Below are 19130 nucleotides of genomic sequence, written 5' to 3' on the forward strand. Positions count from 1 at the left end.
AAGATGATATGGCCATTCCAATACAAAATAGAGTTATAAAATAGAAGTAGTTTTTTGTTTTTTCTGTAGTTAATAAGATAATGTATAAAAAATTTCCTAGTAAAATATATGTTAAATCTAAGAGAAATACAAATGATAAATCAGAGATAGTTTTAACTTCGATTTTAGATTTGTAAAAATATCCTACACCAATTATGGAGAAAAATATAATATTCAATAAATAATACGGATAATTGATTTTCTCTATTCTATTTTCATTTAGTTTAAAATTTAAAAATAAAAGAGTTCCAAACAAAAAAGTCCCGAACAAAAAAAGTTTTAATTCCATAATTCATATCAGAAACAAAATAGTTAGAAAATTCTTCTGACCTCCGACTTTCCTACAAATCATATTTAGCTGTCGCCGTCGTCCTAATATCCGTAAATTCACCACGTTCATATTTCAATTTCGCCACCATTGCAATCATAGCCGCATTGTCTGTTGTATATTCAAATTTTGGGATGAAGATGTTCCAGCCGAGTTTTTCCTGATTGTTTTCCATCGCTTTTCTCAAAGCTGAGTTGGCAGAAACACCTCCGGCAATCGCAACGTCTTTTATATTAAGGTCAACGGAAGCTTTTTCTAATTTGTTCATTAAGATTTCAATGATTGATTTTTGAACAGAAGCACAAAGGTCATTCAGATTTTCCTTAATGAAATCCGGATTTTTCCGCACTTCCTTCTGAATAAAATAAAGTACCGAAGTTTTAATCCCACTGAATGAATAATCATAATTCTCCATTCTCGGTTTGTTGAACTGGAAAGCGTCGGGATTTCCTTCTTTCGCCAACTTGTCGATGATTGGTCCAGCCGGATAATCAAGGTCAAAAATCTTTCCTATTTTGTCAAAAGCTTCGCCCGCAGCATCATCAATGGTTTTCCCAATGATTTCCATTCCGAAATAATCTTTCACCAAAACGATCATCGTATGACCGCCAGAAACCGTCAAACACAGGAATGGAAAAGTAGGCGAAGTTGGATTCGCATCATCGATAAAATGAGCCAGAATGTGCGCCTGAAGGTGGTTGACTTCTATCAGCGGAACGTCCAGACTCATCGCCAGAGATTTGGCAAAAGACGTTCCCACAAGCAACGATCCCAAAAGTCCGGGACCGCGCGTGAAACCAATCGCGCAAATATCATTTTGTTGTATATTTGCTTTGGAAAAAGCTTTTTCCACGACAGGAATGATGTTTTGCTGATGTGCTCTGGATGCCAATTCTGGGACTACACCACCATATTCATTATGTATTTCCTGATTGGCAGCAACATTGGAAAGGATTTTGTTGCCGCTGATGATGGCTGCGGAAGTGTCGTCACAAGAAGACTCGATACCTAAAATAATTGATCCACTCATAATAGATGGCAAATTTAGAAAATAAAAACACAACAAACGAAGATCCTCATATTGACCAACCTGTCAAAAAGAAAAAGACTTCACTTTTCTGGAGGATTCTCAACTATATCTTTTTCGGGATTTTAGGCTTGGTAGTTTTGCTTTTTGTGGCCATCAATCTGCCTGTTACCAAACGTTATATCGCAAACGAAGCCATCAAACTTCTGAACAACGACTTCAAAATGAGAATGTCTGTGGAAGATGTTGAAGTTAATTTTTTTGGAGATGTGAAAATCAAAGGGCTTCATATCAAAGATTATAAAGATTACGAATTTGTAAAAGCCAGAGAATTGCGCGTGGATTCGGATTGGTTTGCATTGGCTTTTAACACGAGAGATATTAAATTTAATCAAGCTACGATTATCGATCCTGTGATTCGAGTGATTACTTACAAGGGCGACAGCATCAGCAATTTTATCAGATATGTAGATAATTTCCAGTCCGATACGCCAACAGATCCTAAAAGACCGAAATTCAAAATGAATATGAAGATCGATCTCATCAATGGAGTGGCGAGTATCGTTAATGAAAATAGTCCGGGAGAAGCCGGAAGATGGCTGGATGCAAGAAAGGTTAACCTGAATGTGACTTCCCTGAAAGTTGAAGGCGCAGACGTTTTTGCAGACATTCGAAATTTTAGTTTAATTACAAAACGATATGGCAAAGAACACATCGTCGATACATTTTCTACCAATTTTGAACTGACGAAAAAGCATTTAAAATTCGGAAATATGACCATCAACACAGACCATTCACTTTTGCAAGGTGAAGCGGTTTTGAATCTTGATCCTAAAACCAAGTTTGCAGATTTTGGACACAAGGTAAGTTGGGATTTGAAGATGATTCCGGGAAGTCAGATCAGTGGTTATGATTTGAGTTATTTTGTGACAGATTGGGACAATTACACGCCAATCAATATCTCCGGAACGATGACTGGTCCGTTGAATGATTTTACTTTGAACAATTTCTTAATTCGTTCGCAGGATGTAAATCTTAATACCAAAAATCTTAGAATCAATGGTGTCATCGATAAGAAATTCTTCATCGAAAGTAAAAATGTTTCAGCCGATTTCACTTACAAAGCTTTGAAAGCCTCACTTCCGAATTTCATTTCAACAAAATTGGGGAATATTGCTGACGATTTTGGAAGAATGAAATACAATGGTTCGGTAAGAGTCAATCCGAAACAGATTTTTGCCAGCGGACAAGTCATTACTGGAATTGGACAAGCGAAAATGAAGGATTTCAATCTTGTGGATTACAGCACAAAACGTCCGAAATACAGAGGTTACGTGGATGTAAAAGATTTGAATGTCACAGCATTGACCAAGAACAAACAAGTTGGATTGATTTCAGGGAAATTCGATGTTCAGGGCGAAGGTTTTGATGTGAATACGATGTATGTCAAGACAAAATCTGATGTCGCTCACATCGAATTGATGGGCAAAAATCTGAATAATATCGCTATCGACGGCGTTCTGAATAAAAGACGATTCACAGGAAACCTGAATGCCAATGATCCCAATGCGAAAGGAAATTTCAAAGGTGTCGTGGATTTCTCGACAAAACGATTGTTCGCAGATTTTGTAGCGGATATCAAATATGTTAATTTAAAATATTTTGGCATCTCTGCTGGTGACACCAATTCTGTAAGTGGATTGATTGATGGAAAAGTTTCTATGACCAATTTGAATGATCTGAATCTGGATGCCAACATTCAAAATTTGACTTTGAATTCTACAGCGCAAAAACTTAATATTCCGGATTCAAAAATCAAAGCTTATTTTGAAGATGGAAATAGGATTGTTTCTGTAGATGCGCCTGGAGCGGTTGTAGGTCGCGTGTCTGGAAAATTCGAATTGGAAAATATTGCCTTGATGGTGGAGAATAGCTTAAATAAAATACTGGTTGGCAATCCTCCAAAAAAGACGTTCGCAGGACAAGGTTTTGATTTTGATTTCGATGTGAAGCAAGGTTTGGTTTCGTTTTTTGTGCCAGATCTTGAACTTAAAAATGGTGCAAAAGTTTCCGGAAATTACATCGGCAATACAAACGATTTGGTTTTGAATGCCGATGCGTCTTACATCAAATATGTTTTGACCAGCAAGAAAGAACTTAGCGAAGCCGAAAAATTCCTTGCAGAAACCGACGCAACTTACCAACCAGATTTGGAAAAAACCAAAGACAGCGCTATGGTGGACAGTCTTAGCCTGAGAGTCAATACCGCAAATCTGAGTCAGCAATTGCTCGCTACGGTGAAAAGAGCACAATACGGAAACAACGTTTTGCAAGACGTCAAGCTATCGGCCAACAATGAAAATGGACAACTGCTGAAAATCGGAACGGATTTCAAACTCGGAACTCTGGAAGATGAATCGGCAAAACAGATGAAGCAGTATTTGGTTAATATTAATCAAACTACAAATCCTGCCGGCGATTATGTTTTCAGATTCGAACCTACTACGATAAAATTAAATGATGTGGCTTGGAGTGTGGATACAAGTCCGGAACTCAACCATGCCATTACTTATCGGAAAAAAGAAAAAGACTTCCTGATAGAAAACCTGAGAGTCTATTCCGATGAAAGTGCGCTTCTGATAAAAAATGCGACTTTTAAATCTGGCAAAGAATTTATGGCAGATGCTGAAGTCAAAAATCTTGATATTTCCAAATTACTGGCTTTCAGCAAGGATAAAAATGCCTTAGATATTAAAGGAACAGCCAATGGAACTATTATCATAAAAAAATCGGGGAACAATCTGGAGCCTCTTTTGGATCTGGATGTGAATGATATTTTTATGAATGGAAAAGCGATGGGAAATCTGGAAACAAAAATTACCAAAAGCGAAAAACCAAATGTCTTTGATGTCAGTATTCAAGCTTTGTCATCGGATCTTTTGGGGCATAATACTTTGGATGTTTCCGGAACGATTGATAATAATCCGTCTTCCCCAGTTCTGGACGTGAATGCAAAAATGAATGAGTTTGATCTTGGATTTGCGCAACAATTCGTAAAAGAAATATTTGGAAACTTCCGAGGAAAAGCGACAGGCGATCTCAAGATTTCCGGACCGTTGAACGATATAGATTACAGTGGAGATTTAGCTTTGAAAGGTTTCGGATTGAAATTGATGTTCACTGGAGTGGATTACTCATTTGATGATACTGTTATCAATCTTTCCCGAGGTTTGGCTTTGCTGAATAACATCGGAATCAAAGATGGACGTTCCAATTCGAAAGGAAATATTTCCGGATCCATCCAGTTCGAAACGTTGTCTTCGCTGGGAATCAACTTAATTATGCGAGCAGATAATCTTTTGGTTATCAATAATACCCAAGAAGACAATGATCTCTTTTGGGGACGTGTGTACGGACAAGGCGATGTTTACGTGAGTGGGCCGGTTTCCGGATTGGAGATTTCTACACCAAATGATGGTCTTAAAGTTCTTAATAACAGTACTTTTACATTTAACAGTGCTTCCAATTCCAATGTGGAGGAATTCAAAATTCTGAGATTCTTGAAAAGAGAAGATGACGGAAAAATATCTATTGAAAAGAAGAAAAAATCTGGCGCCAATATGTTGATGGATTTTGATATCTCGGTAGATAAAGGAACTTTGGTAAATGTATTGGTGGGCGACGATGTTGGAAATATTTCTGTAAAAGGCGATGCAGATCACCTGAAATTCCGAATGGAAAGAAGTGGTAACATTGTAATGAATGGAACGTACACGGTGGATAATGGAACGTTTGTCTCAAAAGCTATCTTGGACAGAACATTCCAGATTGCAAAAAACAGCAGCATCCAATGGAGTGGAAGTCCGATGTCTCCGGATTTGGACATCACTGCAAACTATACCAGAACGGTAACCAACGCAGGTGAATATCTGGGAATGTCTCTCACGCAACCCATCAATGTGATGCTGACGACCAAGATCACGGAAACGCTTACAAAACCGGATATTTCATTTGGTGTTTCCGCGCCCGATGTTTCTTCGCAAGTCAAAGAAACCTTGGCTACAAAGATGAATACGGAGGACGAAAGAATCATCCAGTTCGGGTCTGTTTTGGTTCTCAATAATTTTAATGTGGTGAACAGTGGTGGATTGGATTTTAATCTTCAAAATACAGCGATTAATACTGGTTACAATATGCTTTTCAAGCAGTTGGGCTCTGTTCTTAATACCATTAGTAGTGCTTTCCAAGTCAATCTGGATTACATCAGCGGTGATCCCAATTCCAATACCGGCGATCGCGCGAATACAAGCGTGAGTCTGGCTTTGTCTCCAAGGATTAATTTCAAAACAGGTTTGGGAGTTCCTATTGCCAGAACAGAAAATACATCCAACAATTATCTCTCTGCAGAAGGAACGATAGAATATGACTGGAGTCGGAATAATAACGGAAGCAGGTTGCTGAGAGCTTATTCCAAACCGTCCAATTTAGGTTTGGGAACAGCCAATGCAATTAATCAAAGCTATGGTGTTGGCGTTGTGTACAGTAAAAGTTTTAATTCTCTCAAATATATCTTCAAAAGGCGAGAAAGAATAAAAAGAGACTCCGCTGCGGCAGAGGAGAATAAAGTAGATTCAATAAAAAATGAGGCTATAAAATGATAATTATCATCAAAAATGATAGTTTTGTTAAAAGCTGTTAATGTTTTGAGATTTGTTTTTAGTTAATTTAATTTTTTCTAAATTTGCAAAAAAGTTAGATATATTTTAAATAAATAATAAAATCAAAATGAACTATCAATTAGACGATATCGATAAAAAAATTCTAGATTTCTTAGTAGAAAACACTAGAATGCCTTTTACGGAAATTGCTAAGCAAATGGACGTTTCTGCAGGAACAATCCACGTAAGAGTAAAGAAAATGGAAGATGCTGGAATTATCTTGGGATCTTCTCTTAATATAGATTACAGCAAGTTGGATTACAACTTCACAGCATTCATCGGAATTTTGCTTACAAAATCAAACCACACGCAGGAAGTTCTAAGACAATTGGCGCTTATCCCAAATGTGGTAGAGGCGAGCGTAACTTCTGGAAAATACAACATCTTCTGCAAAATGAAGGCGAAAAATACAGAAGACGCGAAGAAAATCATTTATCAAATAGATGATATTCAGGATGTCATGAGAACAGAAAGTATGATCTCTATGGAGGAGTACATTAGTGATAAGAACCGTTTGATAAACGCGGTTAGTATATAGTTAGTTAATAGAAATTTCTATACAGAAGAGCTTAGTCATTAAGCTCTTTTTTTGTATTTTTATGCGATGAAAACAGTAGATAAAAGTTTTAAAAACAACAAAGATTATTACCTCATTTTCGGAGTGATTCTAATGGCGTTTTTGCTAAGTGTCAATACAGATGTGGCGGAATATTCTCTGCATCAGAAGATCCATATCCCTTCAGGATTTTTCTATTACACTTTTGGTGTGGATGCGCTGGTGATTGTCAGTTGGCTTTTGATTTTGTTTTTCCGAAAGTTGGGTGTTATTCTGTTCCCGATTTTGGTGGCTGTGCATTTTGGATTGCATCATTATTACCTCAGTACATTTCTTTATTCCGATGTCACCACTTTGTTTCTCTACATCGGTTTGGGACTTTTGGCAGTCATTCCCAGATGGAATGATTTGAAATAGTTTGTAAAAAAATAAAACTCCGGATCAATCTAATCAGGAGCTTTGTTTAATCAGCATTTTGATATGAAAAATAAAATTTAACAATTGAAAATAATGCTGATTTTCTGCAAGAAGTAGAACATTAATTTTCCAACTCAATTGATGTTCGTAAGTGTGTTTTCAGAATCTTAACGAAGGTGTTTTAATCAATAAATTTTTCTCAGAGATTTTCTCTTGCAAAACCTCTGCAAATATTGCTATTTAACATAATATTAGCAAAAAAACACCTACGACATATCTACAACATGTCTGTAAGTTTCAGATTATCAATAAGTAAAATGTGTTGTTTGACTGATTCTTAAAGATTCATCATCCAATTGTTGAGGTCAACTTCCGATGGGATGTTCAACTGTTTTCTGAGTCTACTCTTTTTCATTTCCACACTTCGGACAGAGATATGACTGCATTGCGCAATCTCTTTTGTAGAGAAATTAAGTTTTAGTAAGGCACAAAATTTCACCTGTCCACTTGTCATATCAGGATACTTTTCTGTCAGTTTGATGTAAAAATCAGAGTAGATTTCTTTGAATCGACTTAAGAAAGACGAGTCGTTCGCTTTTGCGAGTTCCAGCAATTCTGAGAAAGAATCATTGATTTTTGATTCCAGCTCATTCACTACCAATTCCTTTTCCAGAAGATTGTCTTTGGTTGTTTTCCGCTGCTGTTTTTCTTTTTTGTATCGTCTAAAAATCTTGATTGTAAAGTACAACTTCACCAAAAAGAAAATCACAAGTCCAGCGATGATGAAGTACAGATTCTCGTACCATTTTGTCTTTTCGTGGTCTATTATTTTTTTAGAGATTTTGTCGGTCTCTATTTTTTCTTTTTTTCTAATGATGTCGTACAACTCTTTTGATTTCTTGGAGTAGTAGTTGTAGAGCTTGTCTTCTCCAGATTTTTCGTAGATCGTAGCAAGATCATCATAGATGTATTGCAGTCTGTAGATATCCTGCGCTTTTTCGAAGATGGGAAGAGCCTTTTTGTAATAATAAATAGAACTGTCCAACTGATTCATTTCCAGATACGTATTGCCAATTCCATACAGCCCAAATGCTTGGTTGATTGAGTCATTTTCAATCTTAGACAGCAAATAAGCTTTGCGGCTGAAGTGTAGCGCTTCTTCGTGTTTGTTGAGGTCTATGTAAGTGTATCCTAAACTTGAATATTGGATCGCTAGCCAACCGTTTCTCTTTTTCTCGTCCTTTATTTTTTTGTAATATTCCACGCTTTTCAGGTCTTGCTCAAGCGTTTTTTCCGGTGGGAGATACTGTAGGTTCATAATTTCCGATCGTCCGGAATAGATCTGCCCCATAGAACTGTTGAACTCATCATTGTCTTTCACCTTTTGGCAGAGAGATTCAGCGAGTTTGCTGGTTTCGTATGCTTTTTCAAAAAAACCCAGATAGGAAAATCCCAACGCCTTGGCAATCAAAGCTTGAACTGAGTGATAATCATCGTTTTCTTTGCTGGATATGGCTAATAGTTTGTCGGCGTATTCCAGCGCTTTCTGCTGCTCACCAAGTCCGAGATAAGAGTTGATGATGGCTTTCAGTGATTTTGCTTTTCCGAGATAGTAGCCATTTTTATCAGAAAGTTTAAACGCTTCAAGACTTATTTTTAAGGCTTGGCTGCGGTCTGCCAGTTGGAAGGTGCTTACGATAGTGCTGTCAATTTTCTTGGTCGAAAATTCCTGGGCTTTCGTTTGCACAAATAACGAAAATAATAAGACTAATAATAAGGTTTGTTTTGACTTCACGGGTTTTTTCGTAATGACAAAAATATTGAAAAATCAATTATAAACCGTTATCAATGTTAATTATATTATTAAATTATCATTCTTTTGCTACAAAATATTATTTTGGTTTGAAGATAAACTCACATTCCGACAAAAGATCCGGATAGAAAGCATCAAAATAAAACTGAAGTTGCTCCTTGTTATTAAGAAAAACCTCGAAAATAGGAATGTTTTTCTCAAGATAAGTCGCTTTGTTGAGGACATTTTGCATACTAAATTTAATGCCCTGATTTTCTCTGTAATTCGTAAGCCAATCGTCTTGTTCCATTCTTACCAGCATTTTTTTATAATTTTCGGGAAGCCATTTTTCGTTTTCCCAAAGTATTTTGTAAACTTTTGCAGAATGTAATTTTAATTCTTCCACAATGTAAAGATGTGCGGTGAAATAATCAAATGCAACATCTACAAAAGCCCCAGAATAAAGCCTGACCAGCGGACTGAATATTTTTTTAGCTTCAGAAACGGCGGGATGAGAATCCGTAAAAGTGTCAATTGCCCGATGCAATTTGATGCCTTCCTGGATTTCCAAAGGAAAATTTTCCCGCTCCTTGTTTTTTATGAAATCCGCAATCATATTGCCAACGAGTTGTCCGTTGGTAAATGAAAGAATGGAGTGGGCGAGGTAGTTCAATTTATAAAGGGTGTTTTGTGAATTTACTTAAGAATAAAACGCTAAGCAAGAAAAAGGATATGATGGTGTAGTAACCATCTGAAAAATTTGTAACTACTCCCAGATATAGATTATAGACAAGGCTTCCGACAGCAATTATCGACATTAATATGGTGATGTTTTTTCTCAAAATTTAAGTGTGTTTTTATAATTTATGGTTGTTACTTATTCTTTGATAATTTAATCTAAATCTAAAACTATTTTCAGGCTGGCTTTTACTTCTTCAATTTTATCTGAGGAAATGGTGCCAATTTTTTTTATAAATCTTTTGTTGTCGATTGCTCTCAATTGGTCAATCATAATTTCGCAATCTTCAAACATATTGTTTTTTTTAGAATCTAAAAAAATACGGATGAACTCAGCATTTTTTACGTTGGTAGTGATTGGGCAAACAATTGTAGAACTGTGTTCTGCTTCATTTAGCAAGTTGGTTTGGACGATTAAAACAGGTCTTGTCTTTCCAGTTTCGGAACCAATTTGTGGATTGAGGTCAGCAATCCATATTTCGAATTGATTAAAAATCATCATTCAGATTTTCAAATTCTTTCAAAACTTCAAGATTATCTTCTCTCACCAGCAAAGAACTTTTTTTAAGTTTTGCTTTCAAAATTTCCCGTTGCTGGAGTTTATTATAAAAATCCAAAGCTTCGTTGATATATCTATTTCTCGGCTTTTTATGCTTAGAAAGAATCGTTTCGGTTTCTAGAAAAATCTGATCTTCTATTTTTAAAGAAATTGTTTTCATTAGCTTCAAATTAATTAAAGTAAATATACTAAATAATATACCAAAAGTATATACTTTTAGAAATTTAATTTAAAATAACAACTCCACAAAATCCTCAATCTTACTAATCTCTTCTATTTTAATCCCAAATTTTCTCTTCGGAAGTTTGTTCAGATTTGAAATAAAAATCTTTTCATAACCCAATTTTTCTGCTTCAGTAATACGTTGCTCCACTTGCGCTACGGGACGGATTTCGCCACTCAAACCAATTTCACCGGCAAAACAGTAATGGTCTGAAATTGCAATATCTTCATTACTAGACAAAACGGAAGCCACAACCGCCAAATCCAAAGCGGGGTCATCTGTCTTGATTCCGCCAGTGATATTGAGGAAAACATCTTTGGAACCGAGTTGGAATCCAGCACGCTTTTCCAAGACAGCTAAGAGCATATTCAATCTCTTAGAATCGAAACCTGTCGAACTTCTCTGCGGTGTTCCGTAAACGGCTGTGGAAACTAAAGCCTGAATTTCCAACAACATCGGACGGTTTCCTTCCAAAGTTACGGCCACAGAATTACCTGAAAGTTCTTCAGATTTTTTGGTGATGAGAATTTCCGATGGATTTTTAATTTCTTTCAATCCGCTGGAAATCATTTCATAAATTCCGATTTCTGATGTAGAGCCAAAACGGTTTTTATTTGCTCGCAACAATCTGAACAAGTGATTTCTGTCGCCATCAAAATTGAGAACCACATCTACCATATGTTCCAAAACTTTTGGCCCGGCAATTTGTCCGTCTTTGGTAATATGACCAACGAGGAAAACCGGAATATTGTTTTCTTTGGCAAATTTGATAATCTCATTGGAGCATTCTCGGATTTGAGAAACGGTTCCGGGCGAACTTTCTATCAACTGAGATTGAAGCGTCTGAATGGAATCGATAATCATAAAATCCGGCATCAGTTTTTTGGCTTCGTGCAAGATTTTCTCAACATTAGTTTCGGTGAAAAGGAAACAGTTTGGATTTTTGACTTCGGCAAGTCGGTCGGCTCTCATTTTGATTTGCGACGCACTTTCCTCACCGGAAACATAAAGAATTTTTTTCTTCATTTTCAAAGCCAATTGGAGAAGCAAAGTCGATTTTCCAATGCCCGGTTCTCCACCAATCAGCGTTACAGAACCCAAGACAATTCCGCCTCCCAAAACGCGGTCCAATTCTTCGGAAGGTGTTTTGATTCTTGGTTCTTCATTGGTTTCAACTTCTATGATGTTGATGATGGAAGATTTGGATTTTGTAGCTACGGATTTCGTAGATTTTTCAACAATTTCTTCTACCAGCGTGTTCCATTCGCCACAGGTTTTGCATTGCCCGTGCCACTGGGAATATTGCGCACCACAGTTTTGACAGAAATATTGAGTTTTCAGTTTTGCCATTCTGCGAAGTTCAAGAAAATTTTGGAAAAGAAAAAATTAGAAAGAAGTTTGAATGAAGTTTTATTTTGAAAAGCCTAAATTTGTTTCTTATATAATAACTGATTTTATCAGAATACTTTTAAACTTAAATTAATAAAAATGGCATTAGACAAAAATCACGTAGTAACGTTAAAATATGTTCTGCATACAGCTGATGAAACCGGAGAGAAAATTTTTGTAGAAGAAACTTCTTCCGAAGACCCAATGACGTTCTTGTACGGCGTAGGAATGATGATTCCTAAATTTGAAAACGAAATCCAAAACCTAAATATTGGTGATACAAAATCTTTCACCATAGAGCCAAGCGAAGGCTACGGAGAAAAAGACCCGGAAGCTGTGGCGCAATTGCCACTTGATATGTTTGAAGGACAAGAATTGCCTCCAGTGGGAGCGGTTTTGCCATTGTCTGACAATCAGGGAAATAATTTCCAAGCATTGGTGGTAGAAGTGACTCCGGAAGCGGTGGTTGTGGATATGAACCATCCAATGGCGGGAAGACCTTTGCATTTTGATGTGGAGATTCTAAACACACGTCCTGCCACTGAGGAAGAATTGGCGCACGGTCACGCACACGGTGCAGACGGACATTCTGGACACTAATCTAAGGTTAAGATAAAATAAAAACCCCTTCAGAGTTTAAAATTCTGAAGGGGTTATTTTTTAGAAGTCAGAAAAAATTATTTTTTAGGAATATTTTTCAAAATTTCCTGTGTGTATTTCCAGAATTTTTGCGTCGATGAGATGCTTGCTCTTTCATCTGGCGAGTGCGCCCCTTTGATGGTTGGACCAAAACTTACCATTTCCATTTTTGGATAATTGGCACCGATGATTCCACATTCCAAACCGGCGTGACAAGCGACAACCATTGGTTTTTCTCCGAAGTTGTTTTCATAAAGTTCCGTCATCACTTTGATGATTTCTGCATCTGGTTTTGGTTTCCAGCCTGGGTATGAACCTCCGAATTCTGTTTTCAAACCATTACTTTCAAATGCTGATTTCAATTGGTTGGCAACTTCCCATTTTGTAGATTCTACAGAAGAACGAGTTAGATTAAGTATTTTGATTTCGCCATTTTTCAGTTCAACTCTTGCAACATTGTTGGACGCTTCTACCAAACCTTCCACATCTGGACTCATTCGGAAAACGCCGTTGTTGGCACCATTAATTGAGAAAATTATTTTTTTCGAATCTTCAAAAGAAATGGCTTTTTCTGATGAATCAGCTTTTGTAATATAAATCGTTAAATCTTTCTCGATGGAAGCAAATTCCTCCAAGATTTCAGATTTCAATTGTTCTGCATTTTTCAAAAATTCAGATTCATTTTCTACTGAAAAGATAGCAACTGCTTCTCTCGGAATCGCATTTCTCAAACTTCCACCATCGATAGAAATCAACTGAATTTGATTTTCCAATCCGAGGAATAAAAATCTTCCAATCAATTTATTAGAATTTCCAAACCCTTTGTGAATGTCCATCCCAGAATGTCCGCCTTGCAAACCTTTGATTTCGATTTTGAAAGTTTCGCCTTTGGAATCATTCAAATCAAATTTTGCAGAAGCTGTTACATCCACACCACCGGCACAACCGATGTCGATTTCGTCATCTTCTTCGGTATCAAGGTTTAATAAAATTTCGCCTTTCAATTGTCCCGGTTTCAAGGCTAGTGCGCCAGTCATTCCGGTTTCCTCATCAATGGTGAAAAGTGCTTCCAAATCTGGATGGGGAATATCGTTGCTTTCTAAGATTGACATTATAGTGGCAACGCCCAAACCATTGTCTGCGCCCAAAGTTGTTCCTTTCGCCTTCACCCAATCACCATCCACAAACATTTGGATGCCTTGCGTTTCAAAATCAAAATCGACATCGTTGTTTTTTTGACAAACCATATCCAGGTGAGATTGCATCACGATTGCTTGTCTGTCTTCCATTCCGGCAGTTGCAGGTTTTGTGACGATGACATTTCCAACCTCGTCAACTGTGGTTGGCAAACCAAGATTTTCCCCGAATTCTTTTATAAATTTAATGACTTTTTCTTCTTTTTTTGAAGGTCTTGGAACGGAATTAAGCGCTTCGAAGTTTTTCCAAATCACTTTTGGTTCCAGTTGAGAATATTCCATTTTTTTTGAAATTTTTTGAGATTGCAAGGTACTAATTACAGAACGATATTAAAAGCTTATTTGCCATTGAAAGTAATTCTCTTTCTTGGTTTTGTTCCAGAATATTCTTCAATCCTTTTTATGAAATCTCCATTTTCAAAATAAAGAAGACAATTAAAGCAAGTTATTTTTTTGCCATCTACAATGATATTTACGTTAAGTCTGTTCTCAAATCGACTTACATAACTTGGCTTAAAATTATCTTCATCAGAATTTCTATTAATAACAAATACAGGAGATGGATTAGAATTTAACTCTTCCAAAGTTTGTCTGAGATTCATATAGCCATCCATTACAAAAAACAATTTGTAATCATTGTTTTTTGCAAATTCAATGTAATCTTTTAGAGGTTTTATTCTGCGATCGGTTCCATTGGTAAAAATATAGACAATCGCTTTAGGATGCTTTTTAAGTTCCTCGGTTAGTTGTTCTCCGGTAATTTTATAGATTAAATTTGAATTCAAATTATCAAAACTTTCTAAAGATTTTACTCTGTATCGATAATGGTCCGGCATTTTATCAGAATCATCTCCCCATCCATAGACTGTGCAAGAACTTAATGCAATAGTTGCAAATAAGAATAGAATTAGTTTTTTCATTTAGTTAAGCTAGTTTTTTTCAAAAATATAAAAACCTCTCAATAATTTGAGAGGTTTTGCTGATATAGTTTTATTAATTTTTTTAATCTTCCATCATATTGTCGCGCGTATTCTTCTGAACAGCAATTGCTCCGAAAAGTGCAAGCAAAAATGCGAAAGCATAAAATCCTTTTTCACTTGGGAGAATCGTTGCGTTCCAAAGTCCGATGACCAATAAAACAATCGAAGAAAGAGTTGCGAACCAACAAAGTCCGTAATAGATGTCGGTTACTTTGATGTTTTCCATCTTGTCGCGAACGGCTTTTTGCAGAGAAACAACGGCGAACAAACCGTAGAGTAGGATGGTGAAGTAGTAGCCTTTTTCATTCAGTTCCATTTCTGCGCGTGCAAGTCCTACGATGAAACCAATCATTCCTGCTCCCAGAGCTACCCATGATGCTGCGACGAAGGCATTTGATACTTTTTGTTTTCTCATTAATTTATGTTTTTTAATTGTTTAGTTTCATCAAATATATTCTTTTTTTGATAAATCATTTTAAATCGTTGAAAATTATAAGAAATTTCTTTTGATCGGAAAACCCCTAGCCCCGATAGTAGCGGTTACCCCACAGCAAGCAATAGGATAAGCGTTGGCGCGAGGAGTAATAGCGGATAGCGGGAAATAGCTCCTAAATATTAATAAAAAACGCTTCAGAAAAATTCTGAAGCGTTCAAATATGCTATAAGCCATTTGCTAGTAACGGTAATATTCTGGTTTGAAAGGACCTTTCACATCAACGCCGATATAATCAGCTTGCTCTGGAGAAAGAACTTCTAGCTCAACGCTTAATTTCTTAAGGTGTAATTCAGCTACTTTTTCGTCAAGATGCTTTGGTAACATATAAACTTCGTTTCCGTAAGCTGCAGAGTTTGTCCAAAGTTCGATTTGAGCCAAAGTCTGGTTTGAGAAAGAGTTAGACATTACGAAAGATGGGTGACCAGTTGCACAACCAAGGTTTACCAACCTACCTTCAGCAAGAATGATCACTTCTTTACCTTCGATGGTGTAGATGTCAACTTGAGGTTTAACTTCAGATTTTGTGTGACCGTAGTTTTCGTTTAACCAAGCCATATCGATTTCGTTGTCGAAGTGACCAATGTTACAAACGATTGCTTTGTCTTTCAATTTCAAGAAATGCTCTTTTCTCACGATGTTGAAGTTACCAGTCGTCGTGATTACGATATCTGCGTTATCAACAACAGTGTCAAGTCTTTTAACTTCATAACCGTCCATCGCCGCTTGTAGTGCACAGATCGGGTCAATTTCAGTTACAGTCACGATAGAACCAGCTCCTCTGAAAGATGCCGCAGTTCCTTTTCCAACGTCTCCGTATCCGCAAACTACAACTCTTTTTCCAGCCAACATAAGGTCTGTCGCTCTTCTTACAGCATCTACTGCAGATTCTTTACAACCGTATTTGTTATCGAATTTAGATTTAGTAACCGAATCATTTACGTTGATTGCAGGCATTACCAAAGTTCCGTTTTTCATTCTTTCGTACAATCTGTGAACACCAGTTGTGGTTTCTTCAGAAAGTCCTTTGATGTCTTTTGTGAATTCCGGGTATCTGTCAAAAACCATATTGGTCAAATCACCACCGTCATCAAGAATCATATTCAATGGTTTTCTGTCTTCTCCGAAGAATAAAGTTTGCTCGATACACCAATCGAATTCTTCTTCGTTAAGACCTTTCCAAGCGTAAACAGGGATTCCAGCAGCAGCAATAGCAGCAGCAGCGTGATCCTGAGTAGAGAAGATGTTACAAGAAGACCAAGTTACTTCAGCTCCTAATGCTACCAAAGTCTCTATAAGAACTGCAGTTTGGATTGTCATATGCAGACATCCAGCGATTCTAGCTCCTTTCAAAGGTTGAGATGGTCCGTATTCTTCACGGATTGCCATCAAGCCTGGCATTTCTGCTTCAGCCAAAGTAATTTCTTTTCTTCCCCATTCTGCTAAGGAAATGTCCTTCACTTTGTAAGGAACGTATTGTGTTGTTGTACTCATATTTATAATTAAAATAAGTTTAAAAACTAAAGTGCAAAATTACAATATATAATTAAGATATAAAAACCTTTAATAATTTCCGATTATGACAATTTACATAAGAAGATTTTATTTGGTTTAAATCTAAATAACTATTTTTGTGGCATCTAAAAAAATATATTATGAGTGAACAGACAGAAGAAGCAAAAAGACAAGCAAAACCTATTGCTCCAAAAGTAAGAGAATTGATTGCAAAAACTCAAAGCCTTATTTTAGCAACTGTAGATGCGGAAGGAAACCCAAATTCCAGCTATGCACCATTTGTAGAAATCGATAATCAATTTTATATTTTGGTTTCTTTTATGGCAAGACACACAAAAAATTTGGCTGAAGGAAGAAAAGTTTCTGCAATGTTCATCGAGGATGAGTCTGCTACAAAACAGGTTTACGCAAGAGAAAGACTGACCGTTGAGGTTTCTACTTCTCAAATCGAAAGAGATACTGATGACTGGAATAATGTTGTTGGAAAACTGAAAGAAAGACACGGGAAAATCGTAGATGTTCTTAATGAAATGACAGATTTTATCTTAGTTGCGCTTCATCCTGTGAAAGGTGCTTATGTGAACGGTTTCGGAAGTGCTTATTTTGTAGATTCAAATCTTGACATAATGGAACACAGAAACGATATCAATCATACTCAGAAATAATATCAATTTCAAATATAAAAAGGCTTAGTTTTTACTAAGCCTTCTTTTTTTACCACATAGACACATAGTTTTTAAAAACTTAGCTCAAAAAGGAAAAGTAGCTTTTCTATTTTATCTTAATTATTAAATCTTTTAAGACTCTTTTATCTATGTGTCTATGTGGTTTATTTTAAATTTTCCTAAAAATAATCGTCGAGTTATGGCCACCAAAACCAAAAGCGTTGCTCATCGCGATGTTAATTGGTTTTTCCTTATTTTCGGTTATGATATTAATACCTTCCGGAATATTCTCATCAAGATTTGAAATATTTATCGTCGGTGGAATTACACTATTCTGAATTGCTTTAATACACAAAATTGCTTCAACTGCGCCAGCTGCTCCCAACAAATGTCCCGTCATAGATTTGGTTGCGCTGATATCCAGATTAGGACTTCCTTTGAAAACTTTGGTGATAGCATTCAGTTCTGCTAAGTCTCCAAGTGGCGTAGAAGTGGCGTGCGGATTCAGATAATCGACTTGTTCTGGTAGAATTTCTGCATCTTGCAAAGCTAATTCCATAGATTTTGCAGCTCCGATTCCTTCCGGATGAGGTGCAGTCATATGATAGGCATCGGCAGTCATTGCTGCACCAATCAGTTCTGCATAGATTTTTACACCTCTTGCTTTGGCGTGTTCATATTCTTCCAAAATTAAGGCTCCTGCACCTTCGCCCATTATAAAACCGTCTCGTTCTACGTCATAAGGTCGGCTGGCTGCTTTTGGGTTTTCATTTCTTGTGGACATTGCTTTCATTGATGAAAAACCACCAACAGAAGCTTGAGTAATGGGCGCTTCCGAACCACCACTTACAATGATTTTCGCTTTTCCCCAGCGGATATAATTGAACGCATCCATAAAAGCTGTGTTTGCAGTGGCGCAAGCGGAAACTGTTGTGTAATTGATTCCTCGCAAACCATATTTCATAGAAATCATTCCGGAAGCCATATTGGCAATCAGTTTTGGAACAAAAAACGGATTGAATCTCGGTATTCCATCTCCTGAAACATATTCTGTGACTTCATTTTCAAAAGTTTCCATTCCACCTTGTCCTGTTCCCCAGATGACGCCAATATCAAAAGGGTCTATATTTTCCAAATCTAAACCGGAATCTTTCATTGCTTCCGCAGATGCGTATATAGCGAATTGCGTGAAAAGGTCGCTTCGTTTTATTTCGTTTTTGTCCAGATATTTTTCCGGAGCAAAGTTTTTGACTTCTGCCGCAAACTGAACTTTGAATTTTTCCGCATCGAAGTGTGTGATTGTATCAGCGCCGCTTTCGCCTTTCAGAATGTTGTTCCAAAAAGTGTCGACGTCATTTCCTAAAGGAGTTACGGCTCCCATTCCGGTGATTACAACTCGTTTCATTATCTTGTAATTTGTGTTTTGAATAAGTTTGAAGTACCTTTTGCAATCAGTCTGGTTTTGTCAGAATTCCAGATTTCGCAAGTGGCATTGATGAATTGTTTTCCCAACTTCGTAATGTGTGTTTCGGCAATGATATTTTCGCCTTCTTTTCCGATTGAAAAATAATCGATGACATTATTAATTGTTGTGTAGAAAGTTGGTTCGTTCAGAGAAAACATTGTTGCGCCCAAAACGTCATCAATAATTGCTGCAGTTACGCCGCCGTGAAGATTTCCGATTGGATTCAGCCATTCCGGACGAATTGTGTACTGAAATTCCAAATGTCCTTTTTCTGCAGAAACCACAATCGGTTTCAGCCAGCGCATAAATGGCGAAGGCGAATCTGTGAATTCTTTTCCGATTAATGATTTCAAATGTGCTAATCTGTCCATAATTTCTGTTTTAGTAATCA

General features: G+C 36.8%; 17 protein-coding genes. 5 read left to right on the top strand and 12 right to left on the bottom strand.

Features of this window, described 5'->3' with window-relative positions:
• Positions 1-380: 380 nt before the first annotated feature.
• The gene (gene tsaD, locus B0I22_RS00945; RefSeq protein ID WP_133942738.1) at positions 381-1397 is read right to left on the bottom strand and encodes a tRNA (adenosine(37)-N6)-threonylcarbamoyltransferase complex transferase subunit TsaD; all 1017 of its coding nucleotides are present in this window, start codon (positions 1395-1397) and stop codon (positions 381-383) included.
• A 5-nt stretch (positions 1398-1402) separates the two neighbouring features.
• On the opposite strand from tsaD, the gene B0I22_RS00950 reads away from it, so the two are divergent.
• The 3 genes from B0I22_RS00950 to B0I22_RS00960 all read left to right on the top strand — a co-directional run bounded on the left by B0I22_RS00950 (position 1403) and on the right by B0I22_RS00960 (position 7085).
• Entirely contained in the window at positions 1403-6052 is a 4650-nt protein-coding gene (locus tag B0I22_RS00950) for a translocation/assembly module TamB domain-containing protein (RefSeq protein WP_246022122.1), read from the top strand.
• Positions 6053-6179: 127 nt separating this feature from the next.
• Positions 6180-6650, top strand: coding sequence for an Lrp/AsnC family transcriptional regulator (locus B0I22_RS00955; protein ID WP_133942739.1), 471 nt, complete (start codon positions 6180-6182; stop codon positions 6648-6650).
• A 66-nt stretch (positions 6651-6716) separates the two neighbouring features.
• Positions 6717-7085 (top strand): hypothetical protein, encoded by a 369-nt coding sequence (locus tag B0I22_RS00960; RefSeq protein ID WP_133942740.1) that lies wholly within the window; start codon positions 6717-6719, stop codon positions 7083-7085.
• 337 nt (positions 7086-7422) lie between these two features.
• Here the strand turns inward: B0I22_RS00960 and B0I22_RS00965 are convergent, their stop codons facing one another.
• The 5 genes from B0I22_RS00965 to radA all read right to left on the bottom strand — a co-directional run bounded on the left by B0I22_RS00965 (position 7423) and on the right by radA (position 11747).
• Positions 7423-8832, bottom strand: a complete 1410-nt coding sequence (locus B0I22_RS00965) for a tetratricopeptide repeat protein (RefSeq protein ID WP_133942741.1) — start codon at positions 8830-8832, stop codon at positions 7423-7425.
• A gap of 145 nt (positions 8833-8977) precedes the next feature.
• Positions 8978-9550 carry an acyl carrier protein phosphodiesterase gene (locus tag B0I22_RS00970; protein ID WP_133942742.1) on the bottom strand — a complete coding sequence of 191 codons (573 nt, stop codon included), beginning with the start codon at positions 9548-9550 and terminating at the stop codon, positions 8978-8980.
• A 219-nt stretch (positions 9551-9769) separates the two neighbouring features.
• On the bottom strand, positions 9770-10117 hold the full coding sequence (locus tag B0I22_RS00975) for a type II toxin-antitoxin system PemK/MazF family toxin (protein WP_221411208.1): 348 nt from the start codon (positions 10115-10117) through the stop codon (positions 9770-9772).
• A complete protein-coding gene (locus tag B0I22_RS00980) occupies positions 10104-10334 on the bottom strand; it encodes a hypothetical protein (protein ID WP_133942744.1) in 231 nt (76 codons plus the stop codon). Before B0I22_RS00980 ends, B0I22_RS00975 begins: the two co-directional genes overlap by 14 nt.
• Positions 10335-10403: 69 nt before the next feature.
• Positions 10404-11747, bottom strand: a complete 1344-nt coding sequence (gene radA / locus B0I22_RS00985) for a DNA repair protein RadA (protein WP_133942745.1) — start codon at positions 11745-11747, stop codon at positions 10404-10406.
• A 138-nt stretch (positions 11748-11885) separates the two neighbouring features.
• On the opposite strand from radA, the gene B0I22_RS00990 reads away from it, so the two are divergent.
• Complete coding sequence (locus B0I22_RS00990) at positions 11886-12386, top strand: FKBP-type peptidyl-prolyl cis-trans isomerase (RefSeq protein ID WP_133942746.1); 501 nt, start codon at positions 11886-11888, stop codon at positions 12384-12386.
• A gap of 77 nt (positions 12387-12463) precedes the next feature.
• On the opposite strand, the gene B0I22_RS00995 is transcribed toward B0I22_RS00990, so the two are convergent.
• From B0I22_RS00995 to ahcY, 4 genes are all read right to left on the bottom strand, one after another.
• Positions 12464-13903 carry an aminoacyl-histidine dipeptidase gene (locus tag B0I22_RS00995; protein WP_133942747.1) on the bottom strand — a complete coding sequence of 480 codons (1440 nt, stop codon included), beginning with the start codon at positions 13901-13903 and terminating at the stop codon, positions 12464-12466.
• A 56-nt stretch (positions 13904-13959) separates the two neighbouring features.
• The gene (locus B0I22_RS01000; RefSeq protein WP_133942748.1) at positions 13960-14541 is read right to left on the bottom strand and encodes a membrane lipoprotein lipid attachment site-containing protein; all 582 of its coding nucleotides are present in this window, start codon (positions 14539-14541) and stop codon (positions 13960-13962) included.
• 82 nt (positions 14542-14623) lie between these two features.
• A complete protein-coding gene (yiaA, locus tag B0I22_RS01005; protein ID WP_133942749.1) occupies positions 14624-15016 on the bottom strand; it encodes an inner membrane protein YiaA in 393 nt (130 codons plus the stop codon).
• Positions 15017-15274: 258 nt separating this feature from the next.
• Positions 15275-16588 carry an adenosylhomocysteinase gene (ahcY, locus tag B0I22_RS01010; protein ID WP_133942750.1) on the bottom strand — a complete coding sequence of 438 codons (1314 nt, stop codon included), beginning with the start codon at positions 16586-16588 and terminating at the stop codon, positions 15275-15277.
• 161 nt (positions 16589-16749) lie between these two features.
• On the opposite strand from ahcY, the gene B0I22_RS01015 reads away from it, so the two are divergent.
• A complete protein-coding gene (locus B0I22_RS01015) occupies positions 16750-17274 on the top strand; it encodes a pyridoxamine 5'-phosphate oxidase family protein (protein ID WP_133942751.1) in 525 nt (174 codons plus the stop codon).
• Between the two features lie 169 nt (positions 17275-17443).
• On the opposite strand, the gene fabF is transcribed toward B0I22_RS01015, so the two are convergent.
• Positions 17444-18679: a beta-ketoacyl-ACP synthase II gene (fabF, locus tag B0I22_RS01020; RefSeq protein ID WP_133942752.1), complete on the bottom strand. Its 1236-nt coding sequence runs from the start codon at positions 18677-18679 to the stop codon at positions 17444-17446.
• A complete protein-coding gene (locus B0I22_RS01025; protein WP_133942753.1) occupies positions 18679-19110 on the bottom strand; it encodes a PaaI family thioesterase in 432 nt (143 codons plus the stop codon). The genes fabF and B0I22_RS01025 overlap by 1 nt, the downstream gene beginning before the upstream one ends.
• Positions 19111-19130 lie beyond the last annotated feature (20 nt).

The organism is Epilithonimonas xixisoli (assembly GCF_004365655.1).
Lineage (GTDB): Bacteria > Bacteroidota > Bacteroidia > Flavobacteriales > Weeksellaceae > Epilithonimonas > Epilithonimonas xixisoli.